General features: G+C 65.2%; 15 protein-coding genes. 5 read left to right on the plus strand and 10 right to left on the minus strand.

The features are described 5' to 3' along the window. Nucleotides 1-12: 12 nt before the first annotated feature. Nucleotides 13-1,194, plus strand: coding sequence for a trans-acting enoyl reductase family protein (locus NLN62_RS37855; RefSeq protein ID WP_254112132.1), 1,182 nt, complete (start codon nt 13-15; stop codon nt 1,192-1,194). Nucleotides 1,195-1,303: 109 nt separating this feature from the next. On the opposite strand, the gene NLN62_RS37860 is transcribed toward NLN62_RS37855, so the two are convergent. After that, a complete protein-coding gene (locus tag NLN62_RS37860; protein WP_254112133.1) occupies nt 1,304-2,500 on the minus strand; it encodes an FAD-dependent monooxygenase in 1,197 nt (398 codons plus the stop codon). 148 nt (nt 2,501-2,648) lie between these two features. Between NLN62_RS37860 and NLN62_RS37865 the strand changes: the two genes are divergently transcribed. Beyond that, nucleotides 2,649-3,125, plus strand: coding sequence for a MarR family transcriptional regulator (locus NLN62_RS37865; protein WP_254113822.1), 477 nt, complete (start codon nt 2,649-2,651; stop codon nt 3,123-3,125). Here NLN62_RS37865 and NLN62_RS37870 read toward each other — a convergent pair. The 3 genes from NLN62_RS37870 to NLN62_RS37880 all read right to left on the minus strand — a co-directional run bounded on the left by NLN62_RS37870 (nt 3,094) and on the right by NLN62_RS37880 (nt 7,319). Then, nucleotides 3,094-4,350, minus strand: a complete 1,257-nt coding sequence (locus NLN62_RS37870) for an O-antigen ligase (protein ID WP_254112134.1) — start codon at nt 4,348-4,350, stop codon at nt 3,094-3,096. The genes NLN62_RS37865 and NLN62_RS37870 overlap by 32 nt on opposite strands. Nucleotides 4,351-4,517: 167 nt before the next feature. After that, nucleotides 4,518-6,062, minus strand: a complete 1,545-nt coding sequence (locus NLN62_RS37875; protein WP_254112135.1) for an undecaprenyl-phosphate glucose phosphotransferase — start codon at nt 6,060-6,062, stop codon at nt 4,518-4,520. Nucleotides 6,063-6,185: 123 nt separating this feature from the next. Beyond that, nucleotides 6,186-7,319 (minus strand): glycosyltransferase family 4 protein, encoded by a 1,134-nt coding sequence (locus tag NLN62_RS37880; protein WP_254112136.1) that lies wholly within the window; start codon nt 7,317-7,319, stop codon nt 6,186-6,188. A 199-nt stretch (nt 7,320-7,518) separates the two neighbouring features. On the opposite strand from NLN62_RS37880, the gene NLN62_RS37885 reads away from it, so the two are divergent. Further along, nucleotides 7,519-9,753, plus strand: coding sequence for an exopolysaccharide transport family protein (locus tag NLN62_RS37885; protein WP_254112137.1), 2,235 nt, complete (start codon nt 7,519-7,521; stop codon nt 9,751-9,753). Between the two features lie 25 nt (nt 9,754-9,778). Here NLN62_RS37885 and NLN62_RS37890 read toward each other — a convergent pair whose 3' ends face one another. Beyond that, nucleotides 9,779-10,966 (minus strand): GNAT family N-acetyltransferase, encoded by a 1,188-nt coding sequence (locus tag NLN62_RS37890; protein ID WP_254112138.1) that lies wholly within the window; start codon nt 10,964-10,966, stop codon nt 9,779-9,781. A gap of 132 nt (nt 10,967-11,098) precedes the next feature. Here NLN62_RS37890 and NLN62_RS37895 point away from each other — a divergent pair, with 132 nt between their 5' ends. Continuing rightward, on the plus strand, nt 11,099-12,151 hold the full coding sequence (locus NLN62_RS37895) for a polysaccharide deacetylase family protein (protein WP_254112139.1): 1,053 nt from the start codon (nt 11,099-11,101) through the stop codon (nt 12,149-12,151). Between the two features lie 74 nt (nt 12,152-12,225). On the opposite strand, the gene NLN62_RS37900 is transcribed toward NLN62_RS37895, so the two are convergent. After that, nucleotides 12,226-12,435 (minus strand): DUF2842 domain-containing protein, encoded by a 210-nt coding sequence (locus NLN62_RS37900; protein ID WP_027522860.1) that lies wholly within the window; start codon nt 12,433-12,435, stop codon nt 12,226-12,228. 96 nt (nt 12,436-12,531) lie between these two features. On the opposite strand from NLN62_RS37900, the gene NLN62_RS37905 reads away from it, so the two are divergent. Then, the gene (locus NLN62_RS37905; RefSeq protein ID WP_254112140.1) at nt 12,532-13,614 is read left to right on the plus strand and encodes a COX15/CtaA family protein; all 1,083 of its coding nucleotides are present in this window, start codon (nt 12,532-12,534) and stop codon (nt 13,612-13,614) included. Here NLN62_RS37905 and NLN62_RS37910 read toward each other — a convergent pair whose 3' ends face one another. From NLN62_RS37910 to NLN62_RS37925, 4 genes are all read right to left on the minus strand, one after another. Then, on the minus strand, nt 13,615-14,010 hold the full coding sequence (locus NLN62_RS37910) for a hypothetical protein (protein ID WP_027522858.1): 396 nt from the start codon (nt 14,008-14,010) through the stop codon (nt 13,615-13,617). 187 nt (nt 14,011-14,197) lie between these two features. Continuing rightward, a complete protein-coding gene (locus NLN62_RS37915; protein WP_254112141.1) occupies nt 14,198-15,478 on the minus strand; it encodes an O-acetylhomoserine aminocarboxypropyltransferase in 1,281 nt (426 codons plus the stop codon). A gap of 152 nt (nt 15,479-15,630) precedes the next feature. Then, on the minus strand, nt 15,631-16,215 hold the full coding sequence (locus NLN62_RS37920; protein WP_254112142.1) for a CoA-binding protein: 585 nt from the start codon (nt 16,213-16,215) through the stop codon (nt 15,631-15,633). 100 nt (nt 16,216-16,315) lie between these two features. Further along, nucleotides 16,316-17,140, minus strand: a complete 825-nt coding sequence (locus NLN62_RS37925) for an enoyl-CoA hydratase (RefSeq protein WP_027522855.1) — start codon at nt 17,138-17,140, stop codon at nt 16,316-16,318. Nucleotides 17,141-17,167: the final 27 nt, after the last annotated feature.

Raw genomic sequence — 17,167 nt, forward strand, 5'->3', positions numbered from 1 at the left:
TGAGGATGCAACATGAGTTCTTCGTCGAAATTCGACATCGTCGTTTATGGCGCGACCGGTTTCACCGGCCAGCTCGTCGCTGAATATCTGGCCGCGCATTACAAGGACGACAAGGCGCCGAAATGGGCGATGGCCGGCCGCAGCCTCGACAAGCTGAAATCCGTGCGCGATGCGATCGGCGCGTCGGTGGATACGCCGCTGATCGTCGCTGATGCCTCCGATCCGGCCTCGCTGAAGGCGATGGTCGCGCAGACGAAGTCGGTGATCACGACTGTCGGTCCGTATCAGTTCTATGGTGAAGAGCTGCTCGCCGCTTGCGTGGCAGCGGGCACGGACTATTTCGATCTCTGCGGCGAGCCGGTCTGGATGCGGCAGATGATCGACAAGTATGAGGCGGCGGCCAAGACGAGCGGCGCGCGCATCGTGTTCTCATGCGGCTATGATTCCGTTCCGTTCGAGCTCGGTACGTTCTTCGTGCAGGAAGAGGCCAAGCGTGTGCACGGTGCGCCTAGCTCGCGCGTGAAGGGGCGTGTGCGCGACATGCGCGGCACGCTGTCAGGCGGCACCGCGGCAAGTGCGAAGGCGACCTTCGATGCGGTCGCCAAGGACCTCAGCCTTGTCGCCATTCTCAACGATCACTTCGCGCTGACGCCCGGCTTCACCGGACCGAAGCAGCCGAAGGGCAACAGGGCGGCCTATGAGGAGGACCTGCAATCCTGGGCTGCGCCGTTCATGATGGCGCTGATCAACACGCGCAACGTCCATCGCTCCAACATGCTGATGGGCTTTCCGTACGGCCGCGAGTTCGTCTACGACGAGATGGTGCTGACCGGTCCCGGCGAGAAGGGCGAGGCCAATGCGAAGCGTGTAATGGCCGCCAACGCCGAGAAGACCGGCCCCAACGCGCCGAAGCCGGGCGAGGGGCCGTCGAAGGAGGAGCGAGAGAACGGTCTCTTCAATCTGCTCTACGTCGCGATCGCGCCCGACGGCCGCCAGGTCCGCGCCGGCGTCACCGGCGACCGCGATCCCGGCTACGGCTCGACCTCGAAGATGATTTCCGAATGTGCGATCTGCCTGCTGCGCGATACGCCGGATGTCCCAGGCGGCTTCTGGACGCCGGGCGCAGCGATGCAGCACAAGCTGATCAAGCGGCTGGTCGATCATGCCGGGCTGACGTTCAAGGTGGAAAGCTGACCGGGGATTGTAGGGTGGGCAAAGGCGCGAAGCGCCGTGCCCACCATCTCTCCGCGATTACAGAAGTGGTGGGCACGCTTCGCTTTGCCCACCCTACGGCAGCGTGCGTTTACGCCGCCCTCGCGTCATACGCATACATGAAATCCATGCTCCTGGAGCCGAGTGGCAGCAGCCATTTCAGCATCTGATCGCGGATGAAGGCGCCGGTCGCGGTGAACTCGCGTTTGCTGTTGCCATTGCGGCGGGCGATCGCGACGATTTTTTCGGCGCGGGGGCGGCGCTCGGCTTCAAAGTTCTGGAAGGTGGCGGTGAGCTCGTGTCCCTCCGCCATCAGCCGGCCGAGGCGAAGTGCGTCTTCCAGCGCGAGCGATGCGCCCTGGCCTGCATGCGGGCTCGTCGCATGCGCGGCGTCCCCGATCAGCAGCGAGCGCTTGCGCGACCATGTCGGAAGCGTCGCGACATCGAGCGTATCGGTGACCACGATATTTTCGACCGCCTCGATGATCGCGGGGATCGGATCGTGCCAGCCGCGATGGAAGTCGCGCAAGTGCTGCTTGAGCGTCGCCTGGTTCTGGGCGCGGAACATCGCCGCGTCCATGCCGTGGGCGGGCTGCGTGCTCCACCACATCACGCCGTCATTGGGATCGGAGCTGCAAAATCCGTAGCCGAAGAAGCCGCTCTGACCGAACGTGGTCTCGACGCGCTGTCCGATCGCGCGGCCGGCAAGCACCTTGCGCGGCACGAATCCGCCGAAGCCGATCAGGCCGGTGTTGAAAGGTTGCGGCCCGTCCGGCACGACCTGCCGGCGCGCCACCGAGTGCACGCCGTCCGCGCCGATCAGGAAGTCGCCTTCCGCGGTGGTGCCATCGGCGAAATAGGCGATGATCGGCTGGTCGCCGCGGTCCTCGATCTTGATCAGGCGCTTCTCGAAATAGAGCGAGACGCAGGAACACCAGGCCTTGTCGATCAGGATCTCGTTCAGCGTGGCGCGACAGATGTTCACCGCCGGCTGGCCGAAGCGCCGCTCCATGTCGCGGTTGATCGAGCCGAGCTTTTGACCGCCTTGCGAATAGAAGTCGAAGGAGTCGGCAATCGACCCGTGGCTGATCACCTCGCGCGCGAGCCCGATCTCGTCCATCACCTGCATGCCGTTCGGCGCGAGTTGCAGGCCGCCGCCGATTCCCTTGGAATAGGGCCACGCCTCGAAGATCTGAGCCTCGATGCCGGCGCGGCGGAGCAGGATTCCGGCGACGGGCCCGGCGATGCCGGCGCCGATGATGAGGGCCTTGCGGGGACGGTTGTGCATTGGCTTGCTCCCGACGTTGCGGTGGTGCTAGGAGAAATTACGGTCGCTAATTATCTTAGCGACTAAGATATATATCGATTAAGATATGAGGTCGGCCTTGTCAAGGACGAAGGCGCGTGCGGCGCTGTTGCAGGAGCTCGAGGAGGCGATGCGGCGGTCTTCCGCGCAGGGCGTGCTCTACGGCCAAACCGTTGCGAACGTTGCGGGAATTGCCAACTCCGACCTCGAATGCATGGACATCCTGTACCTCGAAGGTCGCGTCACTGCGGGCCGGCTCGCCGAGGTCACGGGCCTGACGACCGGCGCCATCACCGGCGTGGTCGACCGGCTCGAGAAGGCTGGGCTCGTGCGCCGCGAGCGGGATGAAAACGACCGCCGCAAGGTGTTCATCTCTGTCGTGCCGGAGACGGCCATGAAGATCGGCCAACTCTACGTGCCGATGCAGCAGGCGATGGAGAAGGTCTTCGGCGCCTATTCCGACGAGGAACTGCGCCTGCTGCTGCGCTTCGCCAATGAGGGCTACAAGGGGGTGCTCGCGGCGACCGAAGCGCTGAAGGGCCTTCTTGATACGCCGCCGGAAAAGCGTCCCGACCTCAAGCTGCGGAAGCTTCGTCGTCGGTCTTGATCTTGTAGGCCTGCGCGGCCGCGATCATGCCCCACATCACCCCCAGCATCATCCAGAAGTGCCGCCAGTGGTCGGTGTCGATGATGAAGCTCTCGCCGACGGTGCCGATGAAGGCGGAGAAGATCGCAAGATAGGCGCGCTGCCAGGGCACGCGGACGAAGACGTGGCGAAAGCCCGTGATCACGGTGGTGAAAACCAGCGCGGGATAGCAGATGCCGGAGAGCCAGCCACCAGACATGAAGGCGTTGAGATAGGAGTTGTGGGTATCTTCCGGGAAGTAGCGGTGGAATTGCAAGGGACCGATGCCGAACGGCCGGTCGAGCGCCATCTCCGCGCCGAGGATGTGGCGGCCGAAGCGGCCGAAGCGGCCTTCGTCGTAGCTCTGGTCGAAGCTCGCGCGCTGCTTGAACATCTCGGCGATGGAGTCGAACGAGAGCAGGATTGCGATCAGCGCCAGCCCCAGCGCGGCCGCAACCACGGCCATGACGATGATGCGCGAGCGCTGCGCATTGCTCGGGCTGGTCAACACCATCAGTGCCAGCATGAAGCCGGCGGTCAGGATCAGGCCGCCCCAGGCGGCACGCGAGAAGGCGAGCAGGATCGCAAGCGCCATGATGGCGAAGGCGATCGCGTTGCGGAACGCCTTGGCAAGCCGGTCGGAGACTACGCTCTGCAAGCAAAACAGCGCCGGCAGGATCAGGAACGCGCCGAGCACGTTCGGGTCCTTGAACGTGCCGCGCGCGCGCTCGTAGAGCGTCAGGAGGTCGTGGCCGCCGGGAACGACATTGAAGTAGCCGGCGATCGCCGAGGTTGACGCGACCATCGCGCCGACCACGAGGCCGCGGCGCAGCATGTCGAGCCGCGCCGCCGTATCCTCCGATGTGACCATGGCGAAGAACACCACCGTCACCGCCATGTACCAGGAGGTCGCGACCCAGCTTGCCACCTCGGACTGGCCGAGCAGCGGAATGGCGCTGACGCTGTAGCCGACATTGAGCAGGATCAGCAGCAGCACGAACGGCATGAACACGAGGCGGAGCCGCAGGCCGGTGGCGAAGAAGGTGACGGTCGCAAGCAGCGTCACGATCTCGTAGGGGCTCGGCTCGATGAAGACGACCGCACCGGAGGCGCCGACCAGCCACACTAGAGCGCGCTGCAAGGCCAGCACGCCGGGCGCAGCCGGTGCGGCTACGTTCATTCCCCCGGCCGTTGCCGCATACGCCATCACACGCTCACACGCTTACGCAGCTCATCGACACAACTTCCGCAGTCATGCCCCGCGAAGGCGGGGCATCCAGTACTCCGCGCCGTCAGTGGTGACGTCCGCTGCCGGTGATTACTGGATCGCCCGGTCAAGCCGGGCGATGACAGCTTGGTTTGGGCAATCCACCTTCAATACGCGTTCTCGTTCTTGGTCAGCAGCGAGATCGGCGTCTTCAGGAGGATGTAGAGGTCGAACAGCACCGACCAGTTCTCGATGTAGTAGAGGTCGAACTCGACGCGCTTCTGGATCTTCTCTTCGTTGTCGATCTCGCCGCGCCAGCCGTTGATCTGGGCCCAGCCGGTGATGCCCGGCTTGACGCGGTGGCGGGCGAAATAGCCATCGACGGCATCGTCGAACAGCCGGCTCTGGAGCTTGCCCTGGACGGCGTGCGGGCGCGGGCCGACGAGGGAGAGATTGCCGGAGAAGACCACGTTGAAGAGTTGCGGCAGCTCGTCGAGGCTGGTCTTGCGGATGAAGCGGCCGACACGCGTGACGCGCGGATCGTTTTTGGTGACGACCTTCGAGGCTGTCGGGTCAGCCTGATGGTGATACATCGAGCGGAATTTGTAGACGTCGATGCGCTCGTTGTTGAAGCCGAAGCGTTTTTGGCGGAACAGCACGGGGCCGGGGCTGTCGAGCTTCACCGCCAGCGCCACCAGGGCCATCACCGGAAGGGCCGCGAGCAGCGCGAGGCCGCCGACGATGCGGTCGAACAGCCATTTCATCACCAGGTCCCAGTCGGTGATCGGCGCCTCGAACACGTCGAGGGTAGGCACCTCGCCGAGATAGGAATAGGAGCGCGGACGGAAACGCAGCTTGTTGGTGTGCGCGGAGAGGCGGATGTCGACCGGCAGCACCCAGAGCTTCTTCAGCATCTCGAGGATGCGCGTCTCCGCCGAGATCGGCAGCGCGAACAGCACGAGATCGACGCGGGTGCGGCGGGCGAACTCGACGATGTCGTCGACCTTGCCGAGTTTCGGCGCGCCCGCGCAGGTGTCGAGCGCGCGACTGTCGTTGCGGTCGTCGAACACGCCGAGCACGTGGATGTCGGAGTCTTCCTGCACCTTCAGCGCCTCGACCAGCTCTTCGCCGTTGCGGTCGGAGCCGACGATGATGGTGCGGCGGTCGAGCCGGCCCTCGCGTGCCCAGGTGCGCACCAGCGTTCGCAGCGCCAGGCGCTCGGCGGCGAGCGCGGCGAGGCCAAGGGAGAAGAAGGCGGCGAGCCACAGCCGCGAAACTTCGCTGCCGAGCCTGGCGAAGAAGGAAATGCCGATGAACAGCAGGAACACGAACGACCAGGACGAGATCATCCGAGTCATCTGGCGGAGCTGACCGCGGAAGAGCTGGACCTGATACATGTCGGCGGCCTGGAAGCAGATCACGGCTGCCGCCGCGACGGCGCAGATCGCGGCGAGATATTCCCAGCGGAAGCCGGTCTGCGGCGTGACGTAGCCGAAGTAAAGTACCGTGCCGACGAGGCTGAGCAGGACAAAATCGGCGACGCGCACGAAGCCGGTGATCACGATCGGCGAATAGGCGCGGGCGACCTTCTGGTTGACGATCGCAAGTGCTGCCGGCGAAAGGCGGCGACGGCGTTCGACAAAGGGCTTCTCAACGGGTGCGGCTGCACTGGTCGCGGCGTCGAGCATCGAGCGTGCGTTGAGCTGTTCCACGGTCGTCCACGTCCATTCCTGAAACCCGCCGGACGCGCATTTAGGCGCGCGAAGCGCGGGAGTCCCCCTCGCTTTCGCTTATCGGACAAATCGGAAGAAATTCTAAAGCCGCCTTAAGGGTGGTTAATGATTGGCAAACGCGTCGCGGTAGCCGGCCAGCACGCCGTCCACCATCGCCTGCTGGGAGAAGTGCGCTGAGATCCGCTGACGCAACCTCGCCGCGCGCTGGGCGGTCGCCTGCGGATCGTCCAGCGCAGCCCCTATGGCCTCCGCCATGGCCTCGGCATTGCTGGGGGCGAACAGCGCGGAACTCTCGGCGTCGAAGATCTCGGGGATGCCGCCGACCTTCGCGGCGATCATGGGGATGCCGGCCGCACCGGCTTCGATCACGACATAGGGCATTGAATCGCCGCGCGAGGGAACGACCAGCAGCCGCCCCTTGGAGAAGCCGTAGCGTGCCTTGACGTGGCCGATGAAGCGGATCGAACCGGCGAGGCCAAGCTTCTCGACCTGCGCCTTCAGCGCCGCCATCTCCTCGCCGTCGCCGCCGAGTGTCAACGTGACGTTCCGACCCTGGGCGTGCAGGCGCGCCACCGCGTCGACCAGGAGGTCGGCGCCCTTGATGTGCCGGAACTCGCCGACATAGGCGAGGTCGGTCGCATCGTCGGCAGTGGCGACGGGCTCGAATTCCTCCGGCGTCACGCCGTTGAAGACGCAGCGCACCACGCCTTTGGGCTTGCCCACGATGCGCTGATAGGTGTCGCGGGCAAAGGCGCTTTCGAACAAAAACAGGTCGGTGCTGTTCGTCAGCGCCCGTTCAAGTCGCGCGTAAAACTCGCCCTTGAAGGTGTGCAGGGGATAGTGCAGCGAGCCGCCATGCGGGGTGTAGATGCGGATGGCGTCGCTCGAGCGCTGCCTGAGCCGCACGAAGGCGCCGGCCTTGGCGCCATGGCCATGCATCACATCCGGCTCGAGCTTTGCGATCAGGCGCCTCATGCGCAGCCACACCAGAAAGTCGTCGGGCGATGGTTCGCGGCGGATCGCCAGCCGATAGACGCCGAGCTTCAGGCGCGGTGCGATCTCGGCCAGCGCCTTCGCCGCGCGCTCGCCGCCGGTAAGATCGTCGGCGAGAATCCCGACATGATGTCCGCGATCGACCTGGCCGTTGGCGAGGTCGAGGATGTGGCGGAAGATGCCACCGACCGGGGCACGCACGGCGTGCAGGATGCGAAGCGGCTGGTCGACAGAGGGGGGCATGATCTGAACCAGCGCTCGCAGGCGATGACGGAGCAATCCACTGAATTATCGATCCCGATTAAGCGGCTTCATGGTTAACAAACGGTGTTCGCGCGTCGCGCTATGCACGCGTGCGGCGCGATTAACCCAGCGGCAACCATAATGGAGTGTAATCGCCTCGGTTGAGGTGGGCAGTGGCGTTGCCCTGCGGGAGTGTGCGATGCGTTTAGCGTTCTGGCGTGCCGGCAAGGACAAGGCCTTGATTGAACGGGCCTTGCACAAGCCCGAGCCGAGGGTCGCGGCCGCCGTCGCGCAGGCGGCGCAAGCCGAATCGGGCGACATCGATCTGCATGCGCTCGGTGCCGCGCTCAAGCGCAGGCGGGGCTTCATCATCGCGCCGACGATGCTGGCGCTGGTGCTCGCGCTCGCCGCTGTCAATCTGGTGACGCCCCGCTACAAGTCGGAAGCCCGCATCCTGATCGACGGGCGCGAGAACGTCTTCCTGCGTCCGACCAGCGACCGCAGCACCGAGGAGCGGCAGGCGCTCGATGCCGAGGCCGTCACCAGCCAGGTGCAGCTCGTGCTGTCGCGCGATCTGGCGCGCGAGATCATCAAGAAGAACAAGCTCGCGCAGCTGCCCGAATTCGACCCGGTCCTGCGCGGTATCTCGCCGCTGAAGTCGCTGGCCGGGCTGTTCGGGATCGGCCGCGATCCGTTCTCCATGACGCCGGAAGAGCGGGTGCTGGATGCCTATTACGACCGCCTGACCGCCTACGCGGTCGACAAGTCGCGCGTGATCGTCGTCGAATTCCAGTCGACCGATCCGGAACTCGCCGCGCGCGTCGCCAATTCGATCGCCGATGGCTATCTGGTGCTGCAACAGAGCGCGCGCCAGGAGCAGGCCAAGTCGGCCAGCGCGTGGCTGTCGGGCGAGATCGAGAACCTGCGCAAGAAGGTCTCGGAAGCCGAGGCCAAGGCAGAGGATTTTCGCTCCAAATCGTCGCTGTTCGTCGGCACCAACAACACCACGCTGTCGAACCAGCAGATGGGTGAGCTCAACACCCAGCTCAACAATGCGCGTGCGATGAAGGCCGATGCCGAAGCCAGGGCGCGGCTGATCCGCGAGATGCTCCAGAGCGGCAAGCCGATCGAGGCATCGGAGGTGCTGAATTCCGAGCTGATGCGCCGGCTGTCCGAGCAGCGGGTGACGCTGCGCGCGCAGCTCGCCGAGCAGTCCTCGACGCTGCTCGGAAATCATCCGCGCATCAAGGAATTGAAGGCGCAGATCGGCGATCTCGACACGCAGATCCGTGACGAGGCGGGCAAGATCTCGCGCTCGCTGGAGAATGACGCGCGGATCGCCGGCAGCCGCGTCGACAGCCTCACCGTTAGCCTCGAGCAGCTCAAGAAGCAGGCGACCTCGACCAACGGCCAGGACGTCCAGCTTCGTGCGCTGGAGCGTGAGGCCAAGGCGCAGCGCGACCTGCTCGAGACCTATCTGGCCAAATATCGCGAGGCCAATACCCGCGAGACCATCGACACCGCGCCCACCGAGGGGCGCGTCATCTCGCGCGCCATCGTTTCGAACACGATCGCCTATCCGAAAAAGCTGCCGATCGTGCTCATCGCCACGCTGACGACGCTGCTGCTCGGCACCGGCGTCGTCGTCACCGGCGAGCTCCTGCGCATGACGGCGCCGCGCGCCATCGCCGCGTTCACGCCGGCCTCTGCCACCTCGCGCGTTGCTGTTCGCAGTGAACCGGCCGTTGAATCCGAGCCCGTCGAGTCTGAGCCCGTCGTGAGCGAGCCGGCGCCGCTCCAGCCGGAGATGGCTTCCGACGCAGACATCACCGAGTTCGCCGAGATCGAACAGCTTGCCGACAGCCTGCGCCGCGCCGGCGACGCCGCGCGCAAGGTGGCGGTGCTCGGCACCGCGGCGGGCGAGAGCATCACGCTGACCGCGCTGACGCTGGCACGGCAACTGGCGCGCGACGCGCGGGTCGTGGTCGTCGATCTCGCCGCATCGTCGCCGACGATTTCGGCGATCTCGGCCGATCCCTCAGCCCCTGGCCTTGCCGAATTGATGCAGGGCGAGGCCTCGTTCGCGCAGATCATCACCAAGGACAAGCTCTCGCGCCTGCAACTGGTCGCGGGCGGTCGCCCGGGCTTCGACCGCAGCCTTCTGCAATCGCCGCGCGTGACGCTGGCGATCGACGCCTTGCTCCGCGTCTACGACCATGTGCTGCTCGACGCCGGTAGCGCCTCCGACCTGCCTGCCGAGCTGCTGACGACCAACGCCCGGGCCGTCGTGGTGCCGGACGCCGGCATGCCCATGGAGGCCTGCACCTCGATGTGCGAGCAGCTCAAGGCGGTCGGCTTCAGCGAGGTGACGATGCTGAAGAAGCCGGTGCAGCCGTCGGATGCGGTGGAAGCGCCGCGCGTGGTGGCGGCGTAGGCGGCAGCGTGCAAGGGGATAGGTTTTACCCGAACGCCCGGCGTAGTTTTCGCGCCAGGTCGAACAGCAGCTGGTTCTGCTTCACGAGGCGCTTGCCGTGGCTCAGCGATGACATCGCCATCGCTGCCAGCTTGCCGCGCGAGGTCAGCGGGACAAAGCTGTCAAAAATCTCTTCGTCGCTCTTGCAGAACAGGCGCTTGTAGTCGTCCGAGCCGATGCCGAGATCGAGCGCGTCATAGCCGGCTTCCGCGTAGCGGTCGATGATGTTGCGCATCAGGATCAGGCCGGGGCTGTAGCGCGCGTGCTCCGACATCGTGTAGGTGTTGAACATTATCGAGAAGCGGCGGCCGTCGGCGACGCCGGCGAAGATCGCGATCACCTCCTCGTCGCATTCAAGCGCATGGATGTCGATGACGCGGGCTTCACCGCGCCGCGCCAGGCAGGCCGAGCGGACGAACGCCTCGACGCCGGGCTCGGCGAACACGTTCGGCAGCTTCTGCTCCGCCATCCGCGCCGGCTTGACGCGGAAGAACCAGTCGAGCAGGCGCGTGATGTCGTCATCGGTGGTGGCGAGGTGATAGCGGTAGCCGGCGAGCGCCTTGAGTTTCTTTTCCTTGCTCTTCAGACGGCGACGGAAGGAGTTGCTGATGCGCGACTCCGGCGGGCCGCCCGGCGGCATCGCGAGCAGCGGGCAGCCGTTGATGGAATTTTGGCGCGGCAGAAGCGCGAACGGGTTTTGCTGGTCGCGCCAGCGCATCGGTTGCTGCGACAGTGCGAGCACGTCGACGCCGCCGCGCGTGCGTAGGGCCGCGAGCAGCGCGTCGAGGTCGGCGGTATTGGCGTGGCCGGCGAAATCGGCGTCCCACAAGCCCATGTTGAAGGTCGTATGCTTGCCGCCCATGAAGCAGGCGACGGTCACGCCATGGTTTTGCCGCGTGCACAATGGCAGCACGACGAGCGGCCGGCGCTCGGCATCGCGGGCAATGACGATGAGCGGCGCTGCGCCTTCGTGCTCGCCGGCGTGACGCTGCCAGGGGGCGAGCAGGTCGAAGCGCTGATAGGGTGTTGCGAGGTGGCCGATATTCTCCAGCGCGCGCCAGAGCGGTTCCGCCATGGCGAGATCGCTGACGATATCGATCTCGGCGATAAGGCTCGCTTTCAACCGCGCTGGCGCTTCTGCCGTCCGGCTTTGCATCGCCGCAGCCATGGTCATTCGCAAAACCTGTCGAGAAAACGGAAATAAGCGTAGTTCGGCCTGTGGCCGACCTTTGCAAAGAAATGTCAACAAAGAGTAAGGACAATGGAAAGGGGAACCGGCCGCTCGCCGGCTCGCAAAGGGTGGATCTTGGCCTCCGACGACCGATGGATGGAACGGCTGCGGCTGGAGCTGGCCTGGTTGACCGGCCAGCACCGGCTGCGCGGACGGAGCGCAGGCGGCGCGGGTGCGATCCTGCGGTTTCAACGCGTCAGGCCGCGCGGGCGCGCGCCATTCCAGCCGCTGCTTGCCAGCGAGATCACGCCAAAATTCCTCGACCGCGTGCTTCGCGCGCTGATGCGGTGGAAGTTCGACATCGTCAGCATGGATGAGGTCTGCCGGCGCGCGGTGACGCTGCCCGCGCGGCGGCGCTTCGTGGCGCTGACCTTCGATGGTGCGTACAAGGATCTCGCCACATTCGCCTATCCGGTGCTGTCGCGCCATGGCGTGCCCTTCACGGTCTACGTGCCGACCGCCTTTCCCGACGGCGTCGGCGAAGCCTGGTGGCTCGCGCTCGAACAGGTGATCGCGCGCGAGAGTCGCATCAGCCTGATGATGGGCGAGAAGGAGCAACGCTTCGTCGTCACCGAGCGTGCGGAGAAGCAGGCGCTGTTCACGCTGCTCGAAGACTGGCTCAGAACCTTGCCGCCGGCGGAGCTGTCGGCTGCGATCAACGATCTCTGCAAGCGCCATCGCGTCGATCTCGCCGCCGTCTCGCGCGAGGCGTGGATGGATTGGTCGGATCTTTCGAAGCTTGCAGCCGACCCGCTGGTGACGATCGGCAGCGCGACGGTGAATTATGCCGCGCTCGCCACCATGAAGGATACGGCAGCCTCCCGCGAGATGGCTATGGGCAAGGCGGTGGCGGAATCCGCGTTCCACCGCGAGATCGGACACTTTGCCTATCCGTTCGGCGACCGCATCTCGTTCCGGCGCAGCCACGTGGTGATGGCGGAGGAGGCGGGCTTTGCCAGCGCGGTGTCGACGATTGCTGGCATCGTCGACGTCGAGGGACGGACAAATCTGCGCGCGCTGCCGCGGATTTCCTGGGACGGCCGGCGCCGCTCGCTGCGGATGCTGCGCGTGCTCGTCTCGGGCGTGACGTTTCCGCCTGTGAAGCCGACGGGCAGCACGTCGTCTTGAGCTAAGTTCGATCCGGAAGGATGAGCGGACACCCGAGCTTGCTGCCGACAAACGCGCAAGCGCGTTTGCGTAGGCTAAGCCGGGTCGGGCCGCTGCATCCAGCTCACCACCGGCATTGCCGGTAGCACCCAGCCCATGCCGACCACGACGTAATAGATCGCCTGGCGCCAGCCGGATTCCGCGATCCACGGCAGCTGCGCCAGCACCATGCCGAGCAGCGCCCATGTCGCCGCCAGCACCAGGAGCGCGATGGTACCGAGGAACTTGCGGGTGCGGATCTTCATGGCGGGAGCTTGCGGCTTTTCGCGTAACTTGCGCTGCGGGAGCGGGGGACTATAAGGGGCGCGCAGCCTGGTTCAAGCATTGGTTTTCCGGCCGAAATGACCACGATATCAGCTTCCTCCGACCCGCATCGCGCCGTGCGCTGGTGGCTCATTTCCGTGGCTGCGCTGATCGCGCTGATGGTGCTGGTCGGCGGCGCGACACGCCTGACGGAGTCCGGGCTCTCGATCGTCGAATGGAAGCCGGTGACGGGCAGCGTGCCGCCGCTCACCGAGACGCAGTGGACCGAGGCCTTCGAGGCCTACAAGAAGATCCCGCAATATCGCCAGCTCAATGCCGGCATGAGCCTGTCGGACTTCAAGACCATCTTCTGGTGGGAATGGAGCCACCGGCTGCTCGGGCGCTTCATCGGCGTCGCGTATCTGTTGCCGTTCCTGTTCTTCCTGTGGCGCGGGGGTCTATCGAGCGAATTGAAACGGCGGCTGTGGCTGCTGTTCGGGCTCGGCGCGCTGCAAGGCGCGGTCGGCTGGTGGATGGTGGCCTCTGGCCTCTCGGAACGGGTCGAAGTGTCGCAGTATCGGTTGGCGACGCATCTGGTTCTGGCGCTGCTGATCTTCGCTGGCATCGTCTGGACCTTGCGGCGGCTCGGCGCGCGCCAGGGGATCGTTGTCTCAGTGCGACTGAAGTTCACGAGCGCAGTGCTCGTCGTCGTAACCTTCGTGCAGCTTTATCTCGGCGCGCTGGTGGCGGGCCTGCGGGCCGGGCGCGCCTACAACACCTGGCCCGAGATCGACGGCGCGTTCATCCCGTCGGGGGCGCGGCTGTGGTTCGAGACGCCGTGGTGGCGCAACCTGTTCGACAATGTGCTGACCGTGCAGTTCGAGCACCGCATGACGGCTTATGCGTTGTTCGCGCTGGCGTTGCTGCACGCGATCGATGCCGTGCGTTCGCGTGCAGGTACTGCTGCGAGCGGCGCCGTGTGGCTGTTTGCGGCGGTGAGCCTGCAGGCCGCGCTCGGCATCCTGACGCTGCTGAACCAGGTGCCGATGGGGCTCGCGCTCGCGCACCAGGCGGTCGCGATCCTCGTGCTGACGCTGGGCGTGATGCAGGCCGAGCGCCTTGCTGCGCGAAGGTCCACTGAGACTTACTCGCGCGTCGTTCCCGCGAGCCAAGCCGGCTGATCAGCAGTAGCCGTAGACGCCGCAGGCGTAGGGCAGCCGCCACCAGTAGCTGACCTGCGGGCCGCCGTAGTATGGACCCTGATAGTCGTAATCCCAGGGCCGGCCGTAATAGCCGGGCAGCGTATTCGAGCCTGGCAGGAGCGGGGTGCCCGGCAGATTGCGGATGTAGCTGCCGACGCCGTAGGCCGGCGAGATCAGCGCGTCCGGATCGGTCTCGACCCAGACCTGCGGCGGCTCCGCCGGCGCGATCGTGGTGCGGAATTTGTAATGTGGACGCGGCAGCCCCGGTGGCAATTGCTCGACGTGCCGCTTCTTCTGCACGACGACCTGGTCGGCCGCGAGTGCGCTCGTGACCATCAGCATCACGGCCAGAGGGGACATTATCCAGCGCAGCATGGTCGGCTCCGAATCAGGAAAGGCGATCCAGTATCTCAGTCTATGCCGGACGGAGCGTTAACGAGAGGCGCGTAAATTTCTGGGCCAGTCCTGAATAGTGTCCGTCATTCCGGGCGGTGCGAAGCACCGAACCCGGAATCTCGAGATTCCGGGTTCGCCTCTTCGAGGCGCCCCGGAATGACCAGCCTCAGGCGCCCAGGGCCTGCTCGAGGTCCGCGATCAGGTCCTCCTTGTCCTCGATGCCGATCGACAGGCGCACCACGTCGGGACCGGCGCCGGACTTCACCTTGGCGGCGTCGTCGAGCTGGCTGTGCGTGGTCGAGGCCGGGTGGATCACCAGCGAGCGGGTGTCGCCGACATTGGCCAGATGCGAGAACAGCGTCAGCTTCGACACCAGGCTGACGCCGGCGTCATAGCCTCCCTTGAGGCTGAAGGTGAACACCGCGCCCGCGCCCTTCGGCGCGTATTTGCGCGCGAGCTGGTTGTACCTGTCGCCGGCAAGGCCCGCATAGCTCACCGACGCCACGGCGGAATGGCCGGACAGGAATTCGGCGATAGCTTTCGCGTTGTCGCAGTGCTTCTGCATGCGCAGCGGCAGCGTCTCGATGCCGGTGAGAATGAGGAAGGCGTTGAACGGCGAGAGCGCAGGGCCGAGGTCGCGCAGGCCGAGGACGCGGCAGGCGATGGCGAAGGCGAAATTGCCGAAGGTCTCGTGCAGCTTGATGCCGTGATATTCAGGGCGCGGCTCCGAGAGCATGGGATATTTGCCGTCCTTCGACCAGTCGAAGGTACCGGCATCGACGATGACGCCGCCGATCGAGTTGCCGTGGCCGCCCAGAAACTTCGTCAAGGAGTGCACGACGATGTCGGCGCCGTGGTCGATCGGCTTGATCAGATAGGGCGTCGCCAGCGTGTTGTCGACGATCAGCGGCACGCCCGCCTTGCGGGCTACCGTGGAGATCGCCTCGATATCGGTAATGCTGCCGCCGGGATTGGCGATGGACTCGACGAAGATCGCCTTGGTACGCGGCGTCACCGCGCGCTCGAAGCTTGCGATGTCATCGGGATCGGCCCACACCACGTTCCAACCAAAGCTCTTGAACGAGTGGGTGAACTGGTTGATCGAGCCGCCATAGAGCTTTCGCGCGGCGATGAACTCGTCGCCGGGCTGGAGCAATTGCTGCATCACCACGACCTGGGCGGCGTGGCCCGAGGCGACCGCGAGCGCGGCGGTGCCGCCTTCGAGGGCTGCGACGCGCTCCTCCAGCACGGCGTTGGTGGGATTGCCGATGCGTGTATAGATGTTGCCGAATGACTGGAGGCCGAACAGCGAGGCGGCGTGGTCCGCGTCGTTGAAGACGAAAGAGGTCGTCTGATAAATCGGCGTTGCGCGCGCACCGGTCGTCGGATCGGGCTGTGCACCGGCATGCACGGCAAGGGTCGAAAATCCCGGAAGGCGATCGCTCATTCGTGGCGTCCTGTTCTTGGGTAGGCTGAAAAACGCGCGGCATGCTGATCGCGGCGATGGCCGGCGTCAAGGCGCTCGCGCGCACCTCGCCTTGTTCGAAACGGGCTTGCTTCGCTTTGTCGCGTTCGCGAAGCGAATCTTTCGCAGATGCGTCAGCTCTGCTCGATTTTGTTCTTGGCCGCGCGATCAGCCGCTGCGGTATTGCCGCCGCCGACACTCATGCGATTGAGTGACAATTGCATGCCTTGCGTCGGCGCGGGCGGGCGCTTGGAGCTGAGCGTGCGCGAATTGACGCCCATCCAGGATATTTCCGAGGACAGCCGCCCATATTCGATCTTGGGGCAGCGGTTCATCACGACCTTGATACCGGCGGCCTCGGCCTTCTCCGCGGCCGCGTCGTCGCGTGCCCCTAGCTGCATCCAGATCACCTTCGGCAGCGGATCGAGCTTCAAGGCTTCCTCCACCACGGGCATGATGTGGCTGGAGTTGCGGAAGATATCGATCATGTCGACGGGACGGCCGATATCGTGAAGCGAGGCGACGAAAGGCTTTCCGAGCAGCTCCTTGCCGACATGGCCGGGATTGACCGGGATCATGTCGTAGCCGCGCTGCGCCAGATATTTGAACGCAAAGTAGCTCGGCCGCACATTGACCGGCGAAGCGCCGACCATCGCGATCGACTTCACGCTGTTGAGGATGCCGCGGATGTAATTGTCGGGATAGGCGTCGTGATTCATTAGCTGTCTTTTTCTTGTCATTGCGAGGAGTGAAGCGACGAAGCAATCCAGTCTGTCGCTGGGATTTCTGGATTGCTTCGCTTCGCTCGCAATGACGGGGTTACTTATCTTCCCATTTCGGCTCGCGCTTTTCGATGAACGCGCCGATGCCTTCCTCGGCGTCGCGCGCCATCATGTTCTCGGTCATCACCTCCGCCGCATAGCGATAGGCATCGGCAAGGCTCATCTCGGCCTGGCGATAGAACGCCTCCTTGCCGAGCTTGACGGTGTAGGCGGATTTCAGCGCGACCTGTTCGGCGAGCGCAATCGCAGCATCGCGTTCGGTGCCGGCTGCGACCACACGGTTGACGAGGCCTATCTCGCGGGCGCGTGCGGCGGGGATCGGCTCGCCGGTCAGCAGCATTTCCATTGCTTGCTTGCGCGGCACGTTGCGCGACAGCGCCACCATCGGCGTCGAGCAGAACAGGCCGATGTCGACGCCGGGCGTGGCAAAGCTTGCGGCGTCGGATGCGATCGCAAGATCGCAGCTTGCGACGAGCTGGCAGCCGGCGGCGGTCGCAATCCCCTGGACGGCAGCGACCACGGGCTTGGGCAGGCGCACGATCGCCTGCATCATGGCGCTGCAGGCATTCATGATCTCGGCGAAATAGGCGCGGCCGCGATCGGGATCGCTGCGGCGCGCGGTCAATTCCTTCATGTCGTGGCCGGCGGAAAAGGCCGGGCCGTTGGCGGCGATGACGGCCGCGCGGATGCGCTTGTCCTCGGCAATCGCGTTGAAGCTCGCATGCAGCTGTCCGATCATCGCCTCCGACAGGCTGTTGCGCGCAGCGGGGCGGTTCAGCGTGAGCACGGCGACGCTGCCGACGATCTCGCGCAGCAGGATCGGCGGTTCCGGGGAGGGGGTGCGGGCGGGTTGGACGGACATTGACGCTTCCGTTTGGGATCTTGCAGT

Source organism: Bradyrhizobium sp. CCGUVB23 (genome assembly GCF_024199885.1).
GTDB lineage: Bacteria > Pseudomonadota > Alphaproteobacteria > Rhizobiales > Xanthobacteraceae > Bradyrhizobium.